General features: G+C 69.4%; 20 protein-coding genes. 14 read left to right on the top strand and 6 right to left on the bottom strand.

What is annotated here, in order from left to right:
• Genes AC2DGY_RS01420 through AC2DGY_RS01430 form a run of 3 tightly spaced genes read left to right on the top strand, consistent with a single transcriptional unit; the run spans position 1 to position 3,303 of the window.
• Positions 1-1,389 carry an FAD-binding oxidoreductase gene (locus AC2DGY_RS01420; RefSeq protein WP_484507916.1) on the top strand — a complete coding sequence of 463 codons (1,389 nt, stop codon included), beginning with the start codon at positions 1-3 and terminating at the stop codon, positions 1,387-1,389.
• A 1-nt stretch (position 1,390) separates the two neighbouring features.
• Positions 1,391-2,200, top strand: coding sequence for an SDR family NAD(P)-dependent oxidoreductase (locus tag AC2DGY_RS01425; RefSeq protein WP_484507917.1), 810 nt, complete (start codon positions 1,391-1,393; stop codon positions 2,198-2,200).
• Complete coding sequence (locus tag AC2DGY_RS01430) at positions 2,200-3,303, top strand: zinc-binding dehydrogenase (protein ID WP_484507918.1); 1,104 nt, start codon at positions 2,200-2,202, stop codon at positions 3,301-3,303. Before AC2DGY_RS01425 ends, AC2DGY_RS01430 begins: the two co-directional genes overlap by 1 nt.
• A gap of 315 nt (positions 3,304-3,618) precedes the next feature.
• On the opposite strand, the gene AC2DGY_RS01435 is transcribed toward AC2DGY_RS01430, so the two are convergent.
• Positions 3,619-5,187, bottom strand: coding sequence for an FAD-binding oxidoreductase (locus tag AC2DGY_RS01435; RefSeq protein ID WP_484507919.1), 1,569 nt, complete (start codon positions 5,185-5,187; stop codon positions 3,619-3,621).
• Complete coding sequence (locus AC2DGY_RS01440) at positions 5,184-5,585, bottom strand: cupin domain-containing protein (protein ID WP_484507920.1); 402 nt, start codon at positions 5,583-5,585, stop codon at positions 5,184-5,186. Before AC2DGY_RS01440 ends, AC2DGY_RS01435 begins: the two co-directional genes overlap by 4 nt.
• 147 nt (positions 5,586-5,732) lie before the next feature.
• Here AC2DGY_RS01440 and AC2DGY_RS01445 point away from each other — a divergent pair, with 147 nt between their 5' ends.
• Complete coding sequence (locus AC2DGY_RS01445) at positions 5,733-6,857, top strand: flavin reductase (RefSeq protein WP_484507921.1); 1,125 nt, start codon at positions 5,733-5,735, stop codon at positions 6,855-6,857.
• A gap of 152 nt (positions 6,858-7,009) precedes the next feature.
• Here the strand turns inward: AC2DGY_RS01445 and AC2DGY_RS01450 are convergent, their stop codons facing one another.
• Together AC2DGY_RS01450 and AC2DGY_RS01455 are read right to left on the bottom strand one after the other, a co-directional pair.
• On the bottom strand, positions 7,010-7,906 hold the full coding sequence (locus AC2DGY_RS01450; protein WP_484507922.1) for an aldo/keto reductase: 897 nt from the start codon (positions 7,904-7,906) through the stop codon (positions 7,010-7,012).
• 146 nt (positions 7,907-8,052) lie between these two features.
• Entirely contained in the window at positions 8,053-8,859 is an 807-nt protein-coding gene (locus tag AC2DGY_RS01455) for an SDR family NAD(P)-dependent oxidoreductase (protein WP_484507923.1), read from the bottom strand.
• A 116-nt stretch (positions 8,860-8,975) separates the two neighbouring features.
• Here AC2DGY_RS01455 and AC2DGY_RS01460 point away from each other — a divergent pair, with 116 nt between their 5' ends.
• The 8 genes from AC2DGY_RS01460 to AC2DGY_RS01495 all read left to right on the top strand — a co-directional run bounded on the left by AC2DGY_RS01460 (position 8,976) and on the right by AC2DGY_RS01495 (position 19,062).
• Positions 8,976-9,221 carry a hypothetical protein gene (locus AC2DGY_RS01460; RefSeq protein WP_484507924.1) on the top strand — a complete coding sequence of 82 codons (246 nt, stop codon included), beginning with the start codon at positions 8,976-8,978 and terminating at the stop codon, positions 9,219-9,221.
• Positions 9,218-11,254 (top strand): hydantoinase/oxoprolinase family protein, encoded by a 2,037-nt coding sequence (locus AC2DGY_RS01465; RefSeq protein ID WP_484507925.1) that lies wholly within the window; start codon positions 9,218-9,220, stop codon positions 11,252-11,254. Before AC2DGY_RS01460 ends, AC2DGY_RS01465 begins: the two co-directional genes overlap by 4 nt.
• Entirely contained in the window at positions 11,251-13,206 is a 1,956-nt protein-coding gene (locus AC2DGY_RS01470; RefSeq protein WP_484507926.1) for a hydantoinase B/oxoprolinase family protein, read from the top strand. Before AC2DGY_RS01465 ends, AC2DGY_RS01470 begins: the two co-directional genes overlap by 4 nt.
• Before the next feature lie 98 nt (positions 13,207-13,304).
• Positions 13,305-14,495 carry a sugar ABC transporter substrate-binding protein gene (locus tag AC2DGY_RS01475; protein ID WP_484507927.1) on the top strand — a complete coding sequence of 397 codons (1,191 nt, stop codon included), beginning with the start codon at positions 13,305-13,307 and terminating at the stop codon, positions 14,493-14,495.
• Positions 14,496-14,570: 75 nt separating this feature from the next.
• Positions 14,571-16,118, top strand: coding sequence for an FAD-binding oxidoreductase (locus AC2DGY_RS01480; RefSeq protein WP_484507928.1), 1,548 nt, complete (start codon positions 14,571-14,573; stop codon positions 16,116-16,118).
• A 47-nt stretch (positions 16,119-16,165) separates the two neighbouring features.
• Positions 16,166-17,245, top strand: a complete 1,080-nt coding sequence (locus AC2DGY_RS01485) for a zinc-binding dehydrogenase (protein ID WP_484507929.1) — start codon at positions 16,166-16,168, stop codon at positions 17,243-17,245.
• 84 nt (positions 17,246-17,329) lie between these two features.
• Positions 17,330-18,601: an acyl-CoA dehydrogenase family protein gene (locus AC2DGY_RS01490; RefSeq protein ID WP_484507930.1), complete on the top strand. Its 1,272-nt coding sequence runs from the start codon at positions 17,330-17,332 to the stop codon at positions 18,599-18,601.
• Positions 18,602-18,603: 2 nt separating this feature from the next.
• Complete coding sequence (locus AC2DGY_RS01495) at positions 18,604-19,062, top strand: nuclear transport factor 2 family protein (protein WP_484507931.1); 459 nt, start codon at positions 18,604-18,606, stop codon at positions 19,060-19,062.
• Here the strand turns inward: AC2DGY_RS01495 and AC2DGY_RS01500 are convergent.
• Positions 19,032-19,967 (bottom strand): LysR substrate-binding domain-containing protein, encoded by a 936-nt coding sequence (locus AC2DGY_RS01500; protein WP_484507932.1) that lies wholly within the window; start codon positions 19,965-19,967, stop codon positions 19,032-19,034. The two genes, AC2DGY_RS01495 and AC2DGY_RS01500, sit on opposite strands and share 31 nt — an antisense overlap.
• 148 nt (positions 19,968-20,115) lie before the next feature.
• On the opposite strand from AC2DGY_RS01500, the gene AC2DGY_RS01505 reads away from it, so the two are divergent.
• On the top strand, positions 20,116-20,925 hold the full coding sequence (locus tag AC2DGY_RS01505) for an SDR family oxidoreductase (protein ID WP_484507933.1): 810 nt from the start codon (positions 20,116-20,118) through the stop codon (positions 20,923-20,925).
• Here AC2DGY_RS01505 and AC2DGY_RS01510 read toward each other — a convergent pair.
• A complete protein-coding gene (locus tag AC2DGY_RS01510; protein WP_484507934.1) occupies positions 20,900-21,364 on the bottom strand; it encodes a nuclear transport factor 2 family protein in 465 nt (154 codons plus the stop codon). The two genes, AC2DGY_RS01505 and AC2DGY_RS01510, sit on opposite strands and share 26 nt — an antisense overlap.
• A gap of 268 nt (positions 21,365-21,632) precedes the next feature.
• Between AC2DGY_RS01510 and AC2DGY_RS01515 the strand changes: the two genes are divergently transcribed.
• On the top strand, positions 21,633-22,826 hold the full coding sequence (locus AC2DGY_RS01515) for a hypothetical protein (RefSeq protein ID WP_484507935.1): 1,194 nt from the start codon (positions 21,633-21,635) through the stop codon (positions 22,824-22,826).
• The last annotated feature ends 3 nt before the right edge of the window (positions 22,827-22,829 follow it).

The following is a 22,829-nucleotide window of genomic DNA, read 5'->3' on the forward strand; positions in this document are numbered from 1 at the left end:
ATGGGAGCCCCACTCGACAGCGCCGTCGACGAACTCCGCGCCGCGATCTCCGGCACGGTCTACCTCCGCGGCGAAGAGGGATTCGCCGTCGAGATCGGCGGATTCAACCTGCTCTCACCCAACAACCCCGACCTGGTGGTGACCCCCGCCGACGAGGCAGAGGTCCAGACCGTCGTGCGGTGGGCGCGCGCGCAGGGCACGACCGTTCATCCTCAGGCCACGGGGCACGGCGCGTACCGCCAGCTCGACTCCGGGGTGATGCTGAAGACCAGCCGCCTGGACAGCCTCGTCGTCGACGCCGAGAATGCACGGTTCACCCTCGGTGCCGGCCTGACGTGGCAGGACATCGTCCCGCACCTTCACGCCGCAGGCCTCGGCGCGGTGACGGGCTCGGCGAAGACCGTCGGCGCCGTCGGCCTTGTTCTCGGAGGCGGCATCGGCCCGCTCGGGCGGACGCTGGGCATGGCGGGCGACTGGGTGCGCGGCTTCCGCGTAGTCGACGGCAACGGCGACGTGCTCGTGGCCACCCCCACCGAGAACGACGACCTGTTCTGGGCGCTCCGCGGCGGCAAGGTCGGACTCGGCGTCGTCACCGAGATGACCGTCGAAGCCCCGCGGATGCCGTTCGTGTACGGCGGCGGGATCTTCTACGCCGAGGAGGACATCGAGCGCCTCGCCCACGCGTGGCTGGACTGGGTGCCGGGTCTCCCGGACTCGGCCAACACGTCGTTCGCGATCCTGCGGCTTCCGCCGACCCTGCCCGCACCGCTGGGCGGCGCGACGGTCTTCCACGTTCGCTTCGCGTACGTCGAGGTGGGCGCCACGAACGACGAGCTCGCCGAGCGGGGCGAGGCCATCTTCGCCTCGTGGCGCGAGATCGCGGGGCCCGGCGTCGTCGACACCGTCGGCATCCTCCCCAGCGACCGGATCGCCGAGATCCACTCCGAGCCCACCGACCCGCTGCCGCTGTGGGAGTGGGGCGACTTCCTCGGAAAGGTCGACCACGCGCTGCTCGACGTGCTGGTGGAGAACGCCGGCGGCGGCGTCGCCTCCCCGCTGGCCACGGTCGAGGTGCGCTACCACGGTGGCGCACTCGCGCGTGACCCCGAGTATCCGAGCGCCATCGGCGGCCGCAAGGAGCCGTTCACGCTGCTCGTCCTGGGCGTGCCCATCGACGGCATCGCACCGTGGGAGGTCGTCGAGGCCGCCGGCTACGCCATCCGCGACCGCCTGACCACGTACAGCGGCGCCGAAGTGAACTACAACTGGGCGGGGCATCCCACCGCCGAGATCTTCCAGAACCGGTTGTGGTCGAAGGAGAACGCCCTGCGGCTGCGCGACATCCGCCGCGAGCACGACCCGGTCGGCATCTTCGAACACGGGAACTGAGATGACCAGCATCCAGGGTCGCGTCGCCGTCGTCACCGGCGGCGCCTCGGGCATCGGCCGGGGAATCGCCGAGCAGTTGATCGCCGAAGGCGCGACGGTGGTGATCGCCGACGTCGAGCGCGGCGCGCTGGAGACGACGGCCGCGGAGATCGGGGCCACCGGCATCCGCGCCGACGTCAGCGACCCCGCCAGCGTGGAGGCGCTGGCCGACGAGGTGGTCGAGCGGTTCGGTTCGGTGGGGATCGTCGTGAACAACGCCGGCGTCGGACCCCTCGCGCGCATGGCCGAGATGACGCTGGACGACTGGCGTTTCCTCGTCGACGTGAACCTGTGGGGTGTCATCCACGGCGTCTCGACGTTCCTGCCGCGGCTGCTGGCGAATCCGGATGGCGGGCACATCGTCAACACGGGATCGATGGCGTCGTTCTCCCCGATGTCGCGGGCCGGCGCCTACGCCGTGACCAAGTACGGGGTCGCCGCGCTCACCGAGGCTCTCGCCCTCGAGCTCGCCGAGGACGACGCGAACGTGCACGTCACGCTTCTCGCGCCCGGCACGGTGCGCACCAACATCAAGGCGAGCCTGCGCAACCGCCCCGGCGGCCAGGGCGGGGCGCTCGCCGACGTCGACATCTCCGAGGGGCCGGCCGGCGACCTGCGGTGGATCGACCCGATCGATGCCGGTCGGATCGTGACCCGCGCCATCCGCAACGACGACCTGTACGCCGTGACCCACCCCGACTGGTGGCACATCGTCGACGGGCGCCAGCAGGCGATCCGTGCGGCGTTCGAGAAGTACCCCGTGGAGGAGTGATGAGCGTTTTCGGTGCGGCCGGAGTCCTGCGGCAGATCAGCGAGCCGTTCTCGATCGAGCAGGTGGAGATGCTGCCGCTGGATCCCACCCGAGTCCTCGTGAAGACCCACGCGAGCCCGTTCTGCTCGACGGATGTCAAGAACTGGAAGGGTCAGCTCTACAAGATCCCGCCGACCATCCTCGGTCACGCCTCCATCGGCGAGGTCGTGGAGGTGGGCGCCGACGTGCGTGGTGTCTCCGTCGGCCAGCGCGTCGTCGTGCCGGGTACCCCGGAGTGCGGCCGCTGCTACTACTGCTCCATCGGGGAGCCGTGGCAGTGCTCCGAGCTGTTCGACCTCGGCGGCATCTACCCCGACATCGCCCGCGGCGCCGACGGCGCGCTCATCTCCTGCGCGGGATGCGTCGGCGGCTACGCCGAGTACATGTCGATCTCCGGCAACCAGGTCTTCCCCGTCGAGTCCGACCTGTCCTCCGAGGTTCTCTCGCTCCTCGGATGCGGCGTCAGCACGGGCGTCGGCTCGGTCGAGAACGTGGCGCAGCTGGCCCCCGGCGAGTCCGTCGCGATCGTCGGCGCCGGGCACCTGGGCCTTTGGATGCTGCAGGCTGCACGCCTCGCCGGAGCCGGAACGGTCGTCGTCGTCGAGCCGCATGAGGGTCGGCGTCTGCTCGCGGCCGACATGGGCGCCGACCACGTCATCGACCCGTTGGACGTCGACGCCGTGGCCGCTATCCGCGATCTCACGGGCGGCCGGGGTGTTGATGTGGGACTCGAGGCGGCCGGGCCGACCGCATCCCAGCGTCTCGCCGTCGAGGCGACCCGCCGGGGTGGACGCACCGTGCTCACCGGATTCGAGCTCGGCGGCGCGCAGCTCACCCTCCCGCAGGTGGAGACCGCGCTGCAGAGCCGCCGCATCCTGAGTTCGCAGAACGGGCAGCTGCACATGCGCAGCGACCTGCAGCGCTACGCCGGCCTCCTCGAGCGCGGGCGGCTGGACCCCGCGCCCATCCTCACCCGCACCTACCCGCTGTCCGAGCTCGACTCGGCGCGCGACCGGTCCGGGTCGCTCGAGGACGTCTGCGGAGTCATCGTCTTCGACCACTGACCCGCTTCTGCCGTTCAAAACTCAGGAGACACGCCGGGCGGAGGGCGCTCTGCGGCGCCGGGAGTGCCGAATCTCCTGAGTTTTGAACGGTGTCGGGGGGCGCCCGCCGCCGGGGGTGCCGGCGTGGCGGGGCCGCCGGCCGGGGTCGCGACGGGCGGTGGGCTGCGACCCAGCCGGGCGCGCGACGTGTGGTTCAAAACTCAGGAGACACGCCGGGCGGAGGGCGTTCTGCGGCGCCGGGAGTGCCGAATCTCCTGAGTTTTGACCGGCGGCAGCCGCCGACGCCGACGAGCCGACGGCCGACGCGCCTCCGGGTCAGGCGCGATACTGAGCGGGCCAGATGCCGTGCCGGCCGGGGGAGAGGATCCCCTGGGGGTCGACGGCGTCCTTGATCGCCTCGGCGAACCGGCGGTAGGCGTGGTCGCCGAACGAGTACTGCTCGCTGGCGGCGTCCATGAAGTCCAGATGCGCGCGGTACTCCCCGTAGCCCATCTCGCCGATTTCGGCGATGAGATCGCGAACGGTGTCGAAGGTCGCCCGCACCTGCGCCTCATCCCGGCGATCGAAGCTCATGGCGCTGACGATCATGGCGCTGCGGTCGTTGGTGGGGAAGATCGCGCACACGAAGTTCGCGCCCGTCCGCGCCACGACGCGCTCCTTGATCCGGTCGATCACACGCACGACCTCGTCGCCCTGCAGCGGCACGACGGGCGAGAAACCGACGTGACCGACCCAGTCGGGCATCTGCTCCATCATGTCCATCGAGGGGATGCCGGCGGAGATCCGCTGCATGAACGTGGAGATCTCGCCCCAGTTCGCCGGAGTGAACCGGCCGAGCACGTCGACCCGCGCGCCCTCGACGGCCGACCAGGCCTCGCGGATGCGGGAGAGGTGGTGCTCGACCACCGGCTCGTCGCCCCACAGCGCGGTGCGCACGCCCCAGCGGCCGATGCCGGTGGCATCCGCGAGTTCGTCCAGGCGCTCCTCGGACCAGGTCGGATCGGCACCGGGGAACATGCCCATGTGCTCGGGGAACTGCGTACCCATCGTGATGAGGTTCTGCAGGTTCGGCACACCCCGGATGACGCCGTCCAGGCGCAGCTCACGGATGATGTCGACCACCTGGCCCAGCTGACCGTCGCGCGGCACCGACAGGTACAGCGGCATGTAGTACCGCGGGCGCCGCTGCAGCCACACGCCCATGCGCGTGACGATGCCGTAGTTGGACTGCGTGAACAGGGGGTCCAGCGTCGGCCCGAGGCCGCGCTTGAACAGGTGCCACGACTTGCTGTCGGGGATCGCGCCCATCCCGGTGCGCATCAGCGACCCGTCGGCGAGCACGACCTCCATGCCGGTGGGCGCCTGGTAGTCGCTCCCGAGCGGCAGGTAGGTCATGCCGTTGTCGAGCGAGTTGCCGATGATCGACCCCCACCCGATATCCGGCACGGAGAGCATGAGCTCGTCGCCGAGCTCGTGCAGCGCCGCGTGCAGGTCGAGCCAGCGGACGCCCGGCTCCACGACGGCGTAGGCGAGTTCGGTGTCGATATGCAGGATGCGGTTCATCCGGCGCAGTCCGATGAGGAGCGACCCGCTCACCCGGGGCGACGGACCGCCGTAGCCGTTGTTGCGGCCCTGGGACGACGTCCACACCGGGATGCCGTGGCGCCCGGCGATGCGGACGATCTCCTGCAGCTCGTCGACGTTCGCGGGGAAGACCGCGCCGCACGAGTCGTACGTGCGGTCCTCCTGGAACCAGTACGGGTCGCGGTAGGTGTCGCGCTCCTCCTCGGTGAAGAGGGTATTCTCCGCTCCGACGACCGCGATGAGTTCGTCCCGCGCCTCGCCGGAAAGCTCCGGGGCGGCGGGCGCGAACCGATCCGTCATCGCGTTCCTTCCACCTGCTGTGCCGCGTCGTAGTCGGCCTCGGACACTTCTTCGAGCCACACGGTGTCGCCGAGCGTGATGGCGGTGTGCCCCATGAGGGAGTCGGCCGTGCCGCCGTGCCAGTGGCGTTCGCCGGGCTCGATCCACACGGTGTCGCCCTCGGTGATCACGCGCGGCTGGCCGTCGGCTCCGCACACGAGGCCCTTGCCGCGGAACACCTGCAGGATCTGGCCCTGCGAGTGGTGGTGCCAGTAGGTGCGCGCGCAGGGAGTGAAGATCACGTTGTTGATCTTCACCTCGGGCTGGTCGGTGATGACGCCGTCCATCCACACCTCGCCGGTGAATGTGCCGCTCGCGCGGCCGGAGGCCGATCCTGATCTGCCGGGGATGAGTCGCATCGGAGTGCCCTTTCTTCGAACCTCTTCGTCCAAATTGTCAGACAGTACTATACCGTCAGGGCAAGATAGTTGTATGTGGTGTAACCAATAGCTATCATCGCTAACGTGGCCATGCGGTCGCGATCGAAGACGCGAAGGAGCGTGACGATGAACACCCCCGACACCCTGATCGAGCCGCCGTCGAAGTGGGAGTTCCGCGACGTCATGGGCCGGTTCGCCAGTGGCGTGACGGTCATCACCACGCGCGAGGACGACGTCGATTTCGGTGCCGCCGCCAGCGCCGTCAGCTCCCTCTCCGACGAACCGCCGATGATCCTCATCTGCCTGAACGTCACCTCCTCCACCGCCCAGGCCATCACCCGCACGGGAACCTTCGCCGTGAACGTCCTCGCCGAAGACTCCGCCCCCATCGCGCAGAGGTTCGCGAGCAAGGGCGACGACAAGTTCCAGTCGGTGGCCTTCGAGCGCGGTCACGGCGGCGCCCCGCTGCTGGCGGGCTCGATCGCGCAGTTCGAGTGCGTCGTCGAGGACTCCGTCCGCGGCGGAACGCACCTGGTCTTCCTCGCCCGTGTCGTGCGGGTCACGTCCCACCCCGGCAACCCGCTGGCATACTTCCGCGGGTCGTTCGGGACGATGGAGACCGCGCCCGACTCCGCGGCGCTGCGCGCCGTGCGCGACTACGTGGTCAACACCGTCACCGACGAGTCGGTCCCGCTGGATGCTGAGGTCATCGCCGAGACGCTCGAGATCGAGATCGGGCGGGCGTTCCGCGCGCTGGTCGCCCTCGTGGACGAGGGCCTCGTCCGCCGCTCGGGAGCGAGCTTCGAGGTCGAGCCCGTGCCCGACCAGGTGATCTTCGACTACTACGCCGCCAAGCTGGCGATCGAGGTCGGCGCCGCCTCGCAGACGGTCGGGCGGCTCGCGGAGGACCAACTCGCCGAGCTGCGCCGTCTCATGGAGGCCACGCTCGAGTACGTGAACGACGACGAGTTCACCGACCCCGAAGGCTGGATCCGCTCCAACGCGGCCTTCCACGAGTACATCGTGACGCTCGCCGGCAGCGTCATCCTGACCGAGACCTACAAGGGCCTCCGCCTCCCGTCGCTCGAGCTGCGCACCATCCGCCAGTCGACGAAAGCCACGTCCAAGCTCCTCGACGATCACTCCGCGATCGTGGCGGGCTACGAGTCCGGCGACGTCGCGAAGGTCCTCGAGACCCTTGCCGCCCACGCCCGCCGCCCGCAGGAGAGCCGCGCAGCCGCCGCATCCTGACGCAGCCCCCGCGCGTCCTGACGCAGCGCCCGCGCTGACGTCAGGACAAGTGCCCGGATCAGGCCCGTTCCAGCAGAATCCCGCCTGATCCGGGCATCTTCCTGAATCCGGCCGCGGCTGGGCTGAGGGGGCAGCCCGCTGCAGCTGCCCCGTCAGATGGCGTCGAGTTCAACCATGGTCGCCGGCGGGATGATGAGGTCGCCGGCGGCGACGTTCTCTTCCAGGTGACCGACTGTGGTCGTGCCGGGGATGAGGAGCGTGTTCGGCGCATGGTGCAGCAGCCATGCCAGGCCAACCTGACCGGGGGTGGCGCCAAGGTGCTCAGCGGCGGCGAGGACGGCCGGGTGGTGCACCACGTTTCCGGCTCCCGGCAAGCCGCCGCCAAGAGGGAAGAACGGCACCCACGCGATTTCGTTCTCGAGGCAGACCTGAAGGACGTCTTCGAACTGACGATTGACGACGCTGTAGGAGTTCTGGACGCAGGCGATCCCGACGGGCAAAGCGCGCCGGACCGTTTCCGCGGTCACCCCGCTGAGCCCGATGCCATCGATCTTCCCCTCGTCTCTCATCTCTGTCAGTACGGCCAGCTGGTCGTCCAGGTCCACCACCTGGTCTCCCGCTGCGGTGATACCGGGTGCGACGTCGAGCCGGCGGAGGTTGACGAGGTCCAGCCGATCCACTCCCAGGCTCCGAAGATTGTCCTCAACGCCCTGGCGCAGTTCGGCTGGCTTCTGTGCCGGACGCAACGGGATCGGCGCCGCCTGAGGGTCGGGTACAGCTCCGACCTTCGTCGCGATCACGGCCCGCTCTTGCGGCACCACTTCCTCGCGGATCAGGTTGTTGACGAACCCCTCGCCATAGAAGTAAGCCGTGTCGATGTGATCGACCCCGAGCTCGAGCACCCGCCGGAGAACGGCAGCACCTGCGGCCGGGCGGCCGCGGAAAGCTTCCAGTCGCATGCTGCCGTACCCGATGCGGGCAACGCTGCGGCTCCCTAGGCGGCCGTCGGTGACAGGAAGAGATACAGATTCAGACACGAAGAACCTCACAGACCCGGGGGGGGGGGGGGGATACCGGAGGGCCTCCGGCGCGAGAAACGCTAGCACGCACGAAAGTGCACCAGGGTGTAAACCGCAACAGCAGCCGCGCCGCCGCCGCATCCTGACGTGTCCGGCCGCCCGCGCGGCGGCGTACGTCACATCACCATGCCGCCGTTGACGTTGATGGTCTGACCCGTGATGAACTGCGCCTCGTCCGAGCACAGGTAGACGATGGTGGCTGCCATCTCCGACGGGGGCACGACCCGCGGGATGGGCTGCAGCTGTACGAGCGAGTCCAGCAGCTCTTCGTCCTGCGGCAGCATCGCGGTGCGGGTGGCTGCGGGGGCCACCGCGTTGACGCGGATGTTCTCGCGTCCCACGAGCGCGGCGATGGCCCGCGTCATCCCCAGCACCCCTGCCTTCGACGCCGGGTACGCGGCTTGGAGGGGGTAGGGCGCGAGCGCGCCGACGCTGGAGATCGTGACGATCGCACCGCCCCGCTCCCCGGCCCGGCGGATCAGCGGCAGTGCCGCGCGCACGCAGTAGAACGTGCCGGTGAGATTGACGCGGATGACGAGGTCCCACGCCTCGTCGTCGATCGTGGACGGATCGGGGTCGCCGCCGCGCTCCGTCAGCCGCCACGGGGCATCCGCGATGCCGGCGGCGGTCACGAGCGCGTCGAGCCGCCCGTGGTCGGCCTCGATGCGGGCGAAGGCGGCATTCACCGCCCCGCTGTCGCCGACGTCCGTGGCGAGGGGGATGACTCCGGATGCCCCGCCCCAGGCACGTTCGAGGGTGTCGGCCGAGCGATCCAGGGCGTACACCACCGCGCCCTCGGCGCGCAGGCGATCAGCGACGGCGTGCCCGATGCCCTGAGCCGCGCCCGTGACGGCGGCCACACGCCCCTCGAATCGTCGCGCGCCCGGCCATTCCGCGCGGTCTGCGACCGTCTCGTCGTTCATCCTCGAACTCCCCCTTGCGTCGATGTCTGATTGTCGTACGATAATCCCACTTGGTGAGCGCACCCGGCCGAAATCCCGAGCGCGGGCGCTCCGTTCGACTTCGAGGGAGAATTCGAATGCACACTTTCCGCCGTCCTCAGACGGCGACGCTTTCCGTCGAGCGCGTCGCCATAGCCGGTGAATGCCCCGCGTGCGGGAGCGGCGATCTGCGCCGCTACCGGGTGCTGAGCGAGGGCGGCTGGTGGGATGCGGTGAAGTGCCAGGACTGCCTCCACTCCGTCGAGCGCACCAAGGCGCCGGCGCTCGGCAGCTTCGTGCCGCTGGGGACGACCGTCGAGGGCCTGTCGGGAGGAACCCGATGATCGGGGTCGACGTCGGCGGCACCTTCACCGACGTGGTGTCCATCCGCGACGGCCGGGTGGAGGTGACCAAGGTTCCGAGCGGACGTACCGACCCGGCCGGATCGGTCATCGAAGGCGCCCGGCGACTGGGGGTCGATCGGAGCGCGGTGTTCAACCACGCCAGCACGATGGGCCTGAACGCGGTGCTCGAGCGCCGCCTGCCGAAGGTGGGGCTCCTGACGACCGACGGCTTCCGGGACCTCCTCGACCGCGGCTCCGTGCACCGGCCGCTGGATGCGCAGACCGACCCGTCGTGGCGCCGCACGTTCGGTGACGCGGCGCGGCCGCTCATCCCGCGCTACCTCCGCCGTGGTGTGCGCGAGCGGATGACCGCGCAGGGTGAGGTGCTCTTCGAGCTCGACGAGGCGCAGGCCCGGCACGAGCTGGAGATCCTCGCGAAATGCCACGTCGAGGGCGTCGCGATCTGCCTGATCAACGCGTACGTGAACCCCGCGCACGAGCAGCGACTACGCGAACTCACCCGCGAGGTGCTCGGCGACGACATCGAGGTGTCGATCTCCTCGGCCACCTCGCCGCTCGCCAAGGAGTACGAGCGATCCTCCACCACCGTGGTGGACGTCATCATGAAGCTGCTGTTCGGCGACTACGCCACGCGACTGAACGACGACCTCTCCGGCCTCGGATTCGGTGGCCAGCTGAACTTCGCCGACTGCGCGGCCAACCTCCTGCCGTGGGAGGAGGCGCTGCAGCGGCCCTTCCGCATCCTCTTCGCCGGCCCGGCAGCGGGCACGGTCTCCAGCGGGCATCTCGGCCGGGCGATCGGCCGCTCGAACATCCTGTGCGCCGACGTCGGCGGCACGTCCACCGACGTGTCGATCATCATCGACGACAAGCCGTTCGTGCAGAACACCTTCGAGATCGAGCATGACCTCATCATCAACGCGCTGTCGACCGAGGTCTCCAGCGTCGGCGCGGGCGGGGGAAGCCTGGTCACCGTGTCGTCGGCCGGCGGCATCCTTGTCGGTCCGGGCAGTGCGGGCGCCGAGCCCGGACCCGCCTGCTACGGCCGCGGCGGCGCGCAACCGACGGTGACGGACGCCGCGTTGCTCATCGGCATCCTCGACCCCGACGGGTTCGCGGGGGGCGAGCTCACACTCGACTTCGCCGCCGCCCGCCGCGCTTTCGATGCGCTGGAAACCCCGATCCCCTTCGCCGAGCGCGTCAGCACGGCCTACCGGCTCGCCGTGGCACACATGGCCGAGGAGATCCTCAACGTCGCGGTCCGCCACGGCGTGGACGTGCGCGACTTCTCGCTCATGGCGTACGGCGCCGCCGGTGGGATGCTGCTGCCCGCGGCGCTGGACCTCCTTCCGCTCCGCGAAATCGTGATTCCGCCGCATCCGGGGCTGTTCTCCGCCCTCGGGCTCCTCTCCACCGACCAGGTGTTCCACGAATCCGAGAGCGCGTACGTCGTCTTCTCGCCCGACTCGGCCGATCAGATCGCCGCCGTGTACGACGCGATGGAGGCCCGGCTGCGCGGCCGCCTCGGCGACGCGGCCGAGGGTCTGCCCGTGCGCCGGAGCTTCGACGGGCGCCTGGTCGGGCAGAGCTGGGAGACCCCGTTCGTGGGCATCCCCGACGGGCCGATCAGCGCGGAGTCGATCCTCGACGTGGTCGCCGGCTTCCACGACACGTACGAATCCCGCAACGGCAACCGCTTCGACGGATTCCCCGTGGAGGGGGTGACCTACCGCGTGGAGATCGTCGTGCCGGCCGAGAAGGTCGAGTACACGCCCGCTGCCGCACGCGAGTCGTTCCCGGCGACACCCGAGGGCACGGTGACCCTCGAGTACCTCACCGAGCAGCCCATCCAGGCGGAGTGGTACCGACGCGAAGCTCTCGAGGTGGGGGCGACCGTCACCGGACCCGCCGTCATCCGAGAGGAGCTCAGCACCACGTTCCTCATGCCGGGCCAGACGGCGGTCATCGGCCGCTGCGGAGAAATCGTCATCACCTCGGGGAGGACCGCGTGAGCACCATCGACACCGCACCGCAGAGGCGCACGCTCCTCCGCGACCTCGACGTCGCGGCGTTCCGCGACCGCTACGACTGCGACCGCTACACCGCCACGGTGCTCGGCAACCGCTTCGACTACCTCGTGGAGCACATGAGTGCGCGCCTGCTGACCGGCGCCTTCTCGCCGGTGCTGCGCGACTTCTACGACCTCGCGTGCACGATCGCCGGCCCGCCCGAGCTCGACTATCCGGTCCCCGCCGCCAGCAACGGCATCGTGCTGATGGCCGGCACGACGATCGACGCCGTGCCGAACATGGTCGGAGAGTTCGGTGTCGGCCGGCTGCGGCCGGGCGACGTGCTCATCGGCAACGACCCGTACCGCACGGGTAACCACAACAACGACCTCGTGTTCACCCGCCCCGTGTTCCGCGAGGGCCGCATCGTCGCGTTCGTGACGCTCAATGCGCACCAGCTCGACATGGGCGGCACCGTCCCCGGCGGGTTCAGCGCGACCAAACAGAACGTCTTCGAGAACGGTCTCGTCCTGTCGCCTCGGCTGCTGGTGAGCGAGGGCGTCAACGTGCCCGAGAACTGGAGCGTCATCTTCGACAACGTGCGCATGGCCGAGGTGCTCTACCCCGACATGCTGACGGTGTGCTCGAGCCTGGAGCTCGGCGAGACGCTCGTGAACGAGTCCATCGACCGCTACGGACTGCCGGCGTTCCACGGCGCCATGCGGTACGCGACCGACGTCGCCGCCGAGCGGATGGCCGTGGGGATGGCGGAGCTTCCCGACGGCGACTGGGAGGCCGAGCACGGGGTGGACTGCGATGGCATCGACGACACCGAGTCGTACCCCGTGCACGTGGCCATCCGCAAGCGCGGCGACCGCATCGAGGTCGACCTGTCGGGCACGCACCGCCAGGCGCGCACGTCGATCAACGCCACCGTGTGGGAGGTCAAGACCGCCATCGGGGTCGCCCTGAAGTACAACTTCGACCCGCGCGGCCGCTTCAACTCCGGCCTGTTCCGCAACATCGACATCGTTATCCCGGAGGGCAGCGTCGTCTCGGCGCTGCCGCCGGATGGGGCGGTGTTCCTCTACTTCGAGCAGAGCCAGGTCATTCTTGCGACCGCGCTCATGGCGCTGGAGAAGGCGATGGGCGACCGGGCGATCGCCGGTGACCGCGCCGGCACGAACCTGCACACGGCGTTCGGTGCGTGGCCGAACGGCACCCCGTGGGTGTCGGCCATGCAGTGCGGCGGCGAGATCGGACCGTTCGGCGCGAACCGCCACGGCGACGCCGACACGCAGTGCATGTCGTACCTGGCCAACGGCGTGGCCCCGTCGGTCGAAGCCGTGGAGAAGGACAGTCCGGTCGTGATGCTCCGTCACGAGCCCGTCCCCGACACCGCGGGGCCGGGGTTCCACCGGGGCGGCAACGCGATGCTCCGCGACACGCTGTGGCTGACCGATGCGGCGCACTCCATCATCGAACTGCGGCACAAGTCGGTCACGGGCTTCGGGGTCTACGGCGGCGGCAGCGGGGTGAACGGTGGGGTGTGGATCTATCCGCCGACGAGCGACGGGGCGCGCGACGCTCCGGCCACCGGGCCCGACTCCTTCCGCAACGGCACGCCGTGGGCGGGTGTGCTGGACCCGGACACGCACGCGCCATCACGCGACGGCCGATATCACTACCCGTTCTCGTCGGCGAACGTCAGCACCCCGAACTCGGTGCTCCGCTACATCACCAATGGCGCCGGTGGGTGGGGCGACCCGCTCGGGCGCGACCCCGACCGGGTGCGCGTCGACGTCCGCGACGAGTACGTCACCATCGAGGGTGCTGCGCGCCTCTACGGCGTCGTGGTGACGGGAGACCCGGCCGAGGATCCCGAGGGCGTCGCGGTCGACGAGCCGGCCACGGCCGCCCTCCGGGCGCGCATGCGGGCAGCAACCCGATCGTGACCGAATTTATATATACCCGTTGAAACCTCCTGTGTAAGATTGCCCCACTGTCCGACAATGCGGTCGGACCATGACAACGAAGTCAGGGAGACAGTCACATGCGCAGAGGAATCAAGAGCGCTCTGGGAATCGGCACGGTCTTATCCATCGTCGCGCTCGCGGGGTGCGCGGGTGGCGGCGGAGAGACCGAGCCGGGCGTTTCCGAGGGATCCGGCGACGTCGAGCTCACCTACATGGACGAGGAAGGGAACTGTGCCGCCGGCCCCGCGGACGGCGTCGAGTTCGAGGCCGCTCAGGAGTACATCGCGTCGTTCGGCGAGCCGGTGGAAGAGCTGCTCTTCACCGAACCGCTGCCCGAGCCGGTGAGCCCCGACACCACGGTCGCGTTCCTCAACAATGACACCGCCGTCGCCGGAATCATGTACTCGTTCATGGAGCAGGCGGCCGCGGGTGCGGGTGTCGAGCTCATCAACGTCAGCACCGGCACCGACGCGCAGAGCATCAACTCCGCCCTCAACTCCGTCGTGGAGATGAACCCCGACGTCGTCATCGCCGTCGCCAACGACGCCGTCTTCTGGCAGGACCAGCTCCAGGCCCTGATGGACAACGACGTCGCCATCGTCTACGCCTCGCAGCCGAACGCGGAGGAGTTCGGTCTGAACGACAGCCTCGGCGGTTACAACGTCTCCCTGGTCAACGGCAAGGTTCTCGCCGACGCGGCGGTCGCCTTCACATGCGGCACGGGCAGTGAGTTCGTCTTCTACAACATCCCCGAGCTGGGCTTCTCCCAGATCCAGCTCGAGGCGGCCCAGGAAGAACTCGCGACGATCTGCCCCGACTGCAACCTGCGCGTCGTCGACATCTCGATCGCCGACCCGAGCCCGGCGGACAAGATCGTCAGCGACCTGCAGACGCACCCGGAGACGCAGTTCTTCGTCACGCCCGCCGACCAGTTCCAGGTCGGGCTCGCGGAGAAGGCCGGGCTCGCGGGCCTGGAGAACGCGTATGGCATCGGACAGTCTTCGCTGCCGCCGAACATGCAGCAGATCGCGGACGGGCTGCAGACCGCCGGGTTCGGCGTCGACCTGAACATCTTCATGTGGATGCTGCTGGATGAAGGCTTCCGCAAGATGCAGGGCGTGTTCACCGAGTACGAGGACTGGGAGGCCGTCGGCCGATCCGTCTCGCGCGTGATCACCCCGGCGAACGCGGAGGACTACCTGCAGGGCTTCGTCGCCTTCCCGGGTATGGAAGAGGAATTCACGACCCTGTGGGGCGTGACCAAGTAACCCGATCCGAGGGGGCGTCGCGGATCCCGCGGCGCCCCCTCGCTCATTTGTGAGAAAGGCATGAGCATGCCGGACATGCCAGCAGGAACGCTCCTGGACTTCGCGGCGCAGCTGCTCGGAAACGAGCACGTCTCGCGCGGCGACGACCTGGACGACTACCTGGACACCTATGCCCTGGGAGACCCCGGGAAGTTCGCTCCGGCGGGGGCGGTGCGCCCGGCCAGCACCGAGGACGTGCAGGCGATCGTCCGCGAGGCGAATGACCTCGGCGTCGCGCTCTGGCCGTTCGGCCGCGGCAAGAACTTCGGGTACGGCGGGCCCGCGCCGCGCGTCTCCGGCAGCGTCACGGTCGACCTCTCCCGCATGAATCGTGTGCTGCACGTCGATGACGAGACCGCGTACGCGATCGTCGAACCCGGTGTGCGGTTCTTCGACCTCTACGACGCGCTCCGCGAGCGCGGCTCGCGGCTGTGGGCCTCGGTTCCCGACCTCGGATGGGGGAGCGTCGTGGGCAACGCCCTGGAGCGCGGCTACGGCTACACGGCGCACGGTGACCACCAGCAGTTCATCTGCGGCATGGAGGTCGTGCTGCCGACCGGCGAGGTCATCCGCACGGGTATGGGCGCCCTCCCGGGGTCCGAGGCGTGGGGGCTGTACCGCGGAGGCTTCGGCCCGGGCCTGGAGGGCCTGTTCCTGCAGTCCAACCTCGGAATCGTGACGAAGATGGGCGTGTGGCTGATGCCGCGCCCGGAGGAGTTCGCCGCGTGCCGGCTCGCGATCGAGCGCGAGGAGCAGCTTCCGCAGCTCGTGGATGTCATCCGCGAGCTCAAGCTCGACGGAACCATCGACGGCGTCGTCAATGCCGCCAACGCGGTCGGGGTGGCCGCCGGGATGGCTCCGCGCGAGCGGTGGTACGACGGCGACGGGATCGTCCCCGACGACGTCGTGGACGTGATCGCGGGCGACCTCGGGCTCGGCCGCTGGAACATCAAGTGCGCCGTGTACGGGACCCCGGCGATGCTCGATCTCAAGTTGGCGCGGATGCGTGCCGCCATCGAGGACATTCCCGGCGGCAGCGTCGTGGTGAACCGCTACGCGGGTGACACCCCCGCCGCTGACATCCCGCCGCTGGATCACTTCGCCGCCGGCATCCCCGGCATGATCCTGGCCGACGGAGTCCGGTGGCGGGCGAACGGCCCCACCGGCGCGCACATCGGGCTCTGCCCCGTGTCGCCGCTGACAGGAGCGCACGTGGCCGCGGTCTCCCGCATCATGCGCCAGCACATCGAGGCCGCCGGATTCGACTACATCGGCGGATGGCTTGCCACCGAGCGCCATGCCGTCAACGTGCTCATGATCTTCTTCGACGCCGCCGACGTCGAGGAGTCGCGAAAGGTGGCGCAGGCCTTCGCCGAACTCGTCCCGATGCTCGCAGAGCACGGCTACGGCGAGTACCGCGCGCATCTGGAGTTCATGGACCTCGTCGCCGACCAGTTCTCGTGGAACGACAGCGCGCTGCGGGAGTTCACCCGGACGCTGAAGGATGCCGTGGACCCTCGCGGCATCCTCGCGCCGGGCAAGCAGGGCATCTGGCCCCGCAGCGGCCCGGCGGCCCGCCCGTGATCCGCACGCGGGCCCTCGTCGCCCGGGGCGACGGATCCCGTCCGCGCGTGATCGACGTCGACCTGCAAGAGCCCGGGGAGCGGGAGGTGCTGGTCGAGATCATCGCCGCGGCGGTATGCCGCACCGAGCTGCTCACGATCGATCGCCGGGGCGCCGATCCGGACGCAGCCCCCGGCCCGCCCACGATCCTCGGGCACGCTGCCGTGGGCGTCGTGTCCGCGGTCGGCGGCGACGTGGAGCGGGTGCGTCCGGGACAGCCCGTGATCGTCACCGGCACGCGCCAGTGCGGTCGATGCTTCTTCTGCACGCATGGCGCACCGGGGGCGTGCGACGAGATCTTCCAGTACATGACCCGCGAGATCGGCACCGCTGCGGACGGCGAGGAGATCTTCTCCGACGGCGGGATCGGCACGCATGCCGAGCGCATGGTCTTCCCCGAATCCAACGTGGTGCCCATCCGCGGCGGTGCCGACCCGCGCCACCTCGCGATGCTGGGCTGCGGCATCCCCTCGGGCGCGGGTGCCGTGAGCGAGGTCGCGAAGGTGCGCTCCGGAGAATCCGTGGCGGTCTCCGGATGCGGGCACGTCGGCCTGTGGATGATCCAGGCGGCCCGAGCCGCCGGAGCCGGCACCATCATCGCCATCGACCCCGATCCCGCGCGCCGCGACATCGCCCTCGGGATGGGAGCAACTCACGTGCTCGACCCCGGTGACGCCGTGGTTCAGCACGTGCGGGCCCTGACGGAAGGCCGTGGCGTGGACGTCGGACTCGAGGCGGCCGGCACCACCGCAGCGATGGAGCAGTCCTTCGAGATGACCCGATACGGCGGACGCGTGGTGCCCACGGGCCTCGAGAGCGAGGTCGCCCGGGTGAGTCTCAACAACCTGCAGTACTCCCTCGGCTCGCGCACCATCACCGGCGCGCAGTGCGGGGGCGGCGACGTATTGTCCCTCGTGCCGCGGCTGGAGCGGATGCTCGAGGACGGGATCCTCGATGCCCGGTCGATCCTCACGGCCGAGCGCAGCCTGGAGGACGCCGCCGAGGTCTACGACCTGGTCGCCCTCCCCGCCCACCTGACCGGTGTGCTGACGATGCGCGGCGGCGGTCAAGGACGTGCGACCCACTGAGGTTCCGCGGGTAATGCGTGGTGGCGGACGTGGCGGTGCGGGACCGCGATGTGGTGACGTGAGAAGCAGCAGAAAAGGAGAACGATGTCGACGACGACACGCGAAGCGGTTCTGAGCGCGGACGAGGTCGTCGCGCGGGCGCGATCGCTGAAGGAACTCATCCGCGATCAGCAGGATGCAGCGGAGGAGCGCGGCCACTACACCGAAGCGGTCCACGAGCGCATGATCGAGCTCGGTCTCTACCACCTGCTGACTCCGCGGCGTTATGGCGGATATGAGGTGTCGCTGAAGACCTGGCTGCGCACGGTCGTGGAGATCTCGTCCGGAGACCCGGGCACCGGGTGGTGCTATTGCCTCGGGCACTCGCACAACATCCAGGCCGCATCCCTCTTCGGCCAGCGCGTCCAGGATGACCTCTTCGGCACCGCGGCGGGCTACTTCCGTGCGTCCCACAGTCTCGCGCCGGCCGGCGTCGCCGTCCCCGTCGAGGGCGGGTACCGGCTCACGGGTGTCTCCCGGTACCAGTCCGGCTCCCCGTACTCGACACATGCGATCGTGCTGGTGCGGGTGGCGGACCCGGCATCCGAGGGGGCAGAGGTGGCTCCGCAGGCCCTGCAGGCCATCATCCCGGCGGAGCAGTTCCGGCTGCTCGACGATTGGGGTGGCGGCCGAGTCCTGGGGATGCGGGCGAGCGGGTCGAACTCCGTCGCGTTCGACGACGTGTTCGTTCCCGCCGACCGGATGGTGCCGCCCACGTGGGCGGGTCAGACCCCGCCGGAGGAGACCGGAGCCGGCGTGCACGGCAACCCGATGTACATCGGCAGCGTGCAGACGTTCCTCGGCGCCGAGCTTGCCGCCGTCATGGTGGGCACCGCCCGTGCCGCGATCGACGAGTGGACCGAGCTGTCCCGCACGCGGATGAGTCCCCTCCCGCCGTTCGTCCCCCGCGATCACGACCCGGCGAGTCAGCGGATCCTCGGCGAAGCCACGGTCAAGGCGGATGCGGCCGAAGCGATGCTCCTCCAGGTGGCGGAGACGATCGAGCGCTGGTCGGCAGACTTCGCCGCAGGTACCGCGCCGCTCACGCGCGGCATGGACACACGCCTGAACGGGCTGAGTCTGGAGGCCGGGCGACTGGCGGCTGACGCGGCCGAGATGCTCGTCCAGTCGGCGGGGTCTTCCGAGGCGCGTCCGGGTCGCCGGATGGAGCGCTACTCGCGGGACGTGCAGATGTACCGCACGCACGCGGCCGCGCAGTACGGCGCGTGGATGCAGGGGATCGGTGCCACCGTCCTCGGTGTGCAGGAGTCGGCCTTCGACCTGCCGAAGGTTCCGACCGCGACAGAAGGACGATGACGATGGCCGGAACGCTTTCTGTGGAGGCCCGTCACGCGGTGCAGGATCTTCTCATCGACCTCAACTGGGCGCTGGACACCGGCGACGTCGAGCGCTTCGCGGGCGTCTTCTCCCCGGACGCCGACTTCGTGGTCGAGTCGGACGACGATCGTCACCGGATCGAAGGACGAGACGGGATGGTCGCCGACTTCCGCGCCCGTCTCGCCTCGTCCGCGGGCGGCTCGCAGCACCGGGTGACGAACAGCCTGTTCGTGCCGGGAGCCGATGGGTCCTGCACCGTGTGGTCGTACTGGTCCACCAGCGTGCGCTCGCCGCAGACGGGCGAGGTGGATCTCGCCGCCAGCGGGTGGATCTGCGACCGCCTCGAAGAGGAGGAGGGCACCTGGGTGATCCGGCACCATCACGTGACCATCTGGCGCGACGGGATGACTCACCCGCTCTCGGGCGCCGTCTGCTGCTGATCCGCCGTCTTCCACACCTCGCGGGCCGCGGCGATCACGGCGCGTGTGGCCGGAGACGGCCGCATCCGACGTGACCACGCCAGCGCCACGTGCTCGACGGGGAGTCCGGTCTCCAGCGGGCGCACGGCGAGGGCGCGGCCCTCGTGGCTGACGTCTCCGTACGGGCGGTGGATGTGGATGGTGTAACCGAGCCCGCGGCCGACGAGCGAGCGCGCCAGCTCGGAGCTCGGGGAGCGGAACGCCACTTTCGGCGACAGGCCGGCGGTGTGGAACATCGATGCCGCGTGAGTGGCCCCCGGCTCGGTATCCAGCATGATCCAGCTCTCATCGACCAGGTCGGCCAGCTCGACCCGCTCGCGCTCGGTGAGGGGATGACCGGCGGGAAGTACCACCTGAACGGGCATGGGGCGCAGTCGGATGAAGTCCAGGTCGACTGGCAGCCGATGGTCGAGGGCGATGGCCACGTCGACCTCCCCGGAGCTCACGCGCGGCCAGAACGACTCCTCGAGCCCGAGCTCCGCGGTGAGGACGAGACCGGGGTGCTTCCGGGAGAGAGCATCGATGATGGGCGGCAGGATCGTCGGTGCCATCTCGTCCGACCCCCCGATCAGCACGGCGCCGGAGACGGGAGCCGCAGAGCCGGTGAAGTCCTGCTCGAGCAGCGCCGCCTCGGCCACGAGGGCGCGGGCACGGTCACGCAGCTCACGGCCGCTCGTGGTGAGGGAGACGCCGTACGCCCGGCGCCGCACGCACAGCCGCACGCCGAGGGAGCGCTCCAGCGTCGTCAGCGCGCCCGCCACGGCCGAGGGTGAGGCGTGCAGCAGGGCGGCAGCCTCCGACATCGAGCGGGAATCGGCGATCGCGAGGAAGTACTCGAGCTGTCTGAGCGTGATGTTGCTGGGCACGATGCTCCCGGTCGGTCCGCGGGGCACATCGCGGCGCAGCCGTCGTGCTTCCTCGCTTTATCGGTGGTCTGATGCATGGTATTCGCCGCGGGCATGTGATGACGTGGTGACGGCGGCTCGACAGCGGATCCGCCGGAGGAGGGCACAGATGACGCGTATCCAGGGAAGGGTCGCCGTCGTGACGGGGGCGGGTTCCGGCATCGGGCGGTCGATCGCGCATCGCCTCGCCGCGGGTGGCGCCGCCGTGGCGGTGGCCGACATCGACGCGGAGCAGGCGGAGCGCGTGGCGGGCGAGATCGGTGGCAGGGGGTATGTCGTGGACGTGAGCGACCCCGGCAGCGTGGCCGCTCTGGCGGCGGATGTCCGACGGGATCTCGGTACCGCCGGCATCCTCGTGAACAACGCCGGTGTGGCATCGACCGCGCCGTTGGCGGAGATGACCGACGCCGACTGGGCGTGGATGCTGGGAGTGAACCTCCTCGGCCCGATCCACGGCGTGGCGGCGTTCCTGCCCGATCTCCGCGCCGAACGGGGGCACGTGCTGAACACCGGATCGATGGCCGGTCTGGCTGCAGACACGGGATCCGGCGGTTACGGCGTGACCAAGTCGGCGCTGACCGCCTACACCGAGGTACTGGCACGCGAGCTCGCCGACGACGGCGTGGGGGTCACGCTCCTGGCACCGGGGCCGGTGCGCACCCGGCTGGGCTCGAGCTCCCGCAATCGCCCCGCCGACTCCCGGGGCGCGCTTCGGGACAAGGACCTCACCGTCGAGGACGGCGTGGACCTGCCCTGGCTGGACCCCGACGAGGTCGCCGAGGTCGCCATCCGTGCGATCGAGGCGAACAGCCTCTATGCGCTCACCCATATCGAGTGGCGCGACATCGTCACGTCGCGGCACCGCGCGATCGAGCAGGCGTTCGACGGAGCGCTCAGCGCTCGGAAAGGGGATGCGTGACCGCCCCGGGCCACCGCTGCAGCCACCGGTAGACGAACCGCCACTCCCCGTCGCGCCGCTCCACGATGTCTTTCGAGTGGCCGGTGGAGTGGAACGACACCTCGCCGTTCTCGCGGTGGCTCGTGAACCAGTACGAGCGCAGGATCCACCGGTCGGGTGACCCCGCCGGGTCGGGGAGATACATCCGGTTGGATTCGCGGTGCTGGTGCCCGGCGTAGCCCCCGAAATGGCTGGCGGCGAACTCCCGGATCGAGCCGACCCCGCGCCGCGCATCGATGGACCCGTCCAGCTGCGTCTCCTCGAGAACGGCGTCATCCCAGAACGTGCCCAGATAACGCTCGAGGTCCTGCGTGTCGAGTGCCCACAGGTAGTCCACGTAGAGGTCGTCGATCGCGAACCGGACGTCTGCGGTCGGACCGGGCGGGCGGGTGGATGTCATGGCGTGCGCTCCTCGGGACTCTCCGGCGATCTCCATCGGGCCGCCGTCGCCAGACCGTACGCACGTGCGCGGGTGGTGGTCAAACCGCCTTTTCCGGGCAATCACCGCAAGAAGCGAGCGGAAGTCGGCGTGAGCCTGCCTGATATAGATATACATCTTGCAACTTTTCTGTATGCTTGGCTCATTGTCGGACAATCCTTCTTCGGACGATGAGGTCGTTGAAAACGAGCCGCGCAGACGCGGCCGTCGGGGAGAGAAAGCGAACACCATGCAAAGACGCATCAAGAACGTCCTGGGATTCACGAGCCTGGTGACGGTGGCGCTTCTCGCCGCCGGCTGCTCCGGGGGTGGCGGCGACGCCGGGGGCGGCGGCGGAGGAGGCGAGTCCGAGGTCGAACTCACCTACATGGCCGACGACGGAACCTGCGCGACCGATCCCATCGAGGGCATCGACTTCGAGTCAGCGCAGGAATTCATCGCGCCGTTCGAGGAGCCCGCGACGTCGATCCTCGCGACCGAGCCGCTGGAGGAGCCGGTGTCACCCGACACGACGGCCGTCTACCTCAACAACGGCACGCCGGTGGCGGCGATCTTCCAGGAAAGCCTTGCGGCTGCGTCCGCGGCGGCCGGGATCACGTTCGTCAACGTCGACACCGGCTCGGACGCTCAGAGCATCAACTCGGCCATGAACTCGGTCGTGGAGATGCAGCCGGACATCGTCTTCGATCAGTCGGTCGACGCAATCTTCTTCCAGGACCAGCTGAAGCAGCTGCAGGATCAGGGCGCCGTGGTGGTTTACGGCGGTCAGCTCAACGCCGAGGAGTTCGGGCTCGTCGATTCTCTGGGCGGGCTGGGCAGTGTCACGGTGAACAGCGACGTGCTCGCGGCCGGAGCCGTCACGCTCACCTGCGGCACCGCGACCGAGTTCGTGGCCTACAGCATCCCGGAGCTCCCCTCCTCGGCGCTGCAGAACGTGCGCATCGCGGAGAAGCTCGAGGAGCTCTGCGCCGAGTGCACCCTGCGTATCGTCGACATCTCCATCGCCGACCCGAGCCCGGCCGACAAGATCGTGTCGGACCTGCAGGCGCACCCCGAGACGCAGTTCTTCATCAGCATGGGCGACCAGTTCCAGATCGGGCTGCAGGATAAGGCGGCCCTCGCCGGCATCGAGAACGCCTACGGACTCGGCCAGTCCTCGCTGCCGCCGAACTTCCAGCAGATCGCCGACGGCCAGCAGGTCGCCGGCTACGCGGTGGACTTCGGCCTGTTCATGTGGCTGCAGGTCGATGAGGGCCTGCGCCGGATGCAGGGCATGGATGTGCCCTACCTCGGCGACTGGGTGAACACCGCCCAGACGCTCTCCCACTTCGTGACCATTCGCAACGCCGAGGACTCCCTCGGCACCGGGTACGTGGCGTACCCGGGTATGGAGGACGAGTTCAAAACCCTGTGGGGAAAGTAATTC

It is taken from the genome of Microbacterium sp. Z6_144, assembly GCF_057197625.1.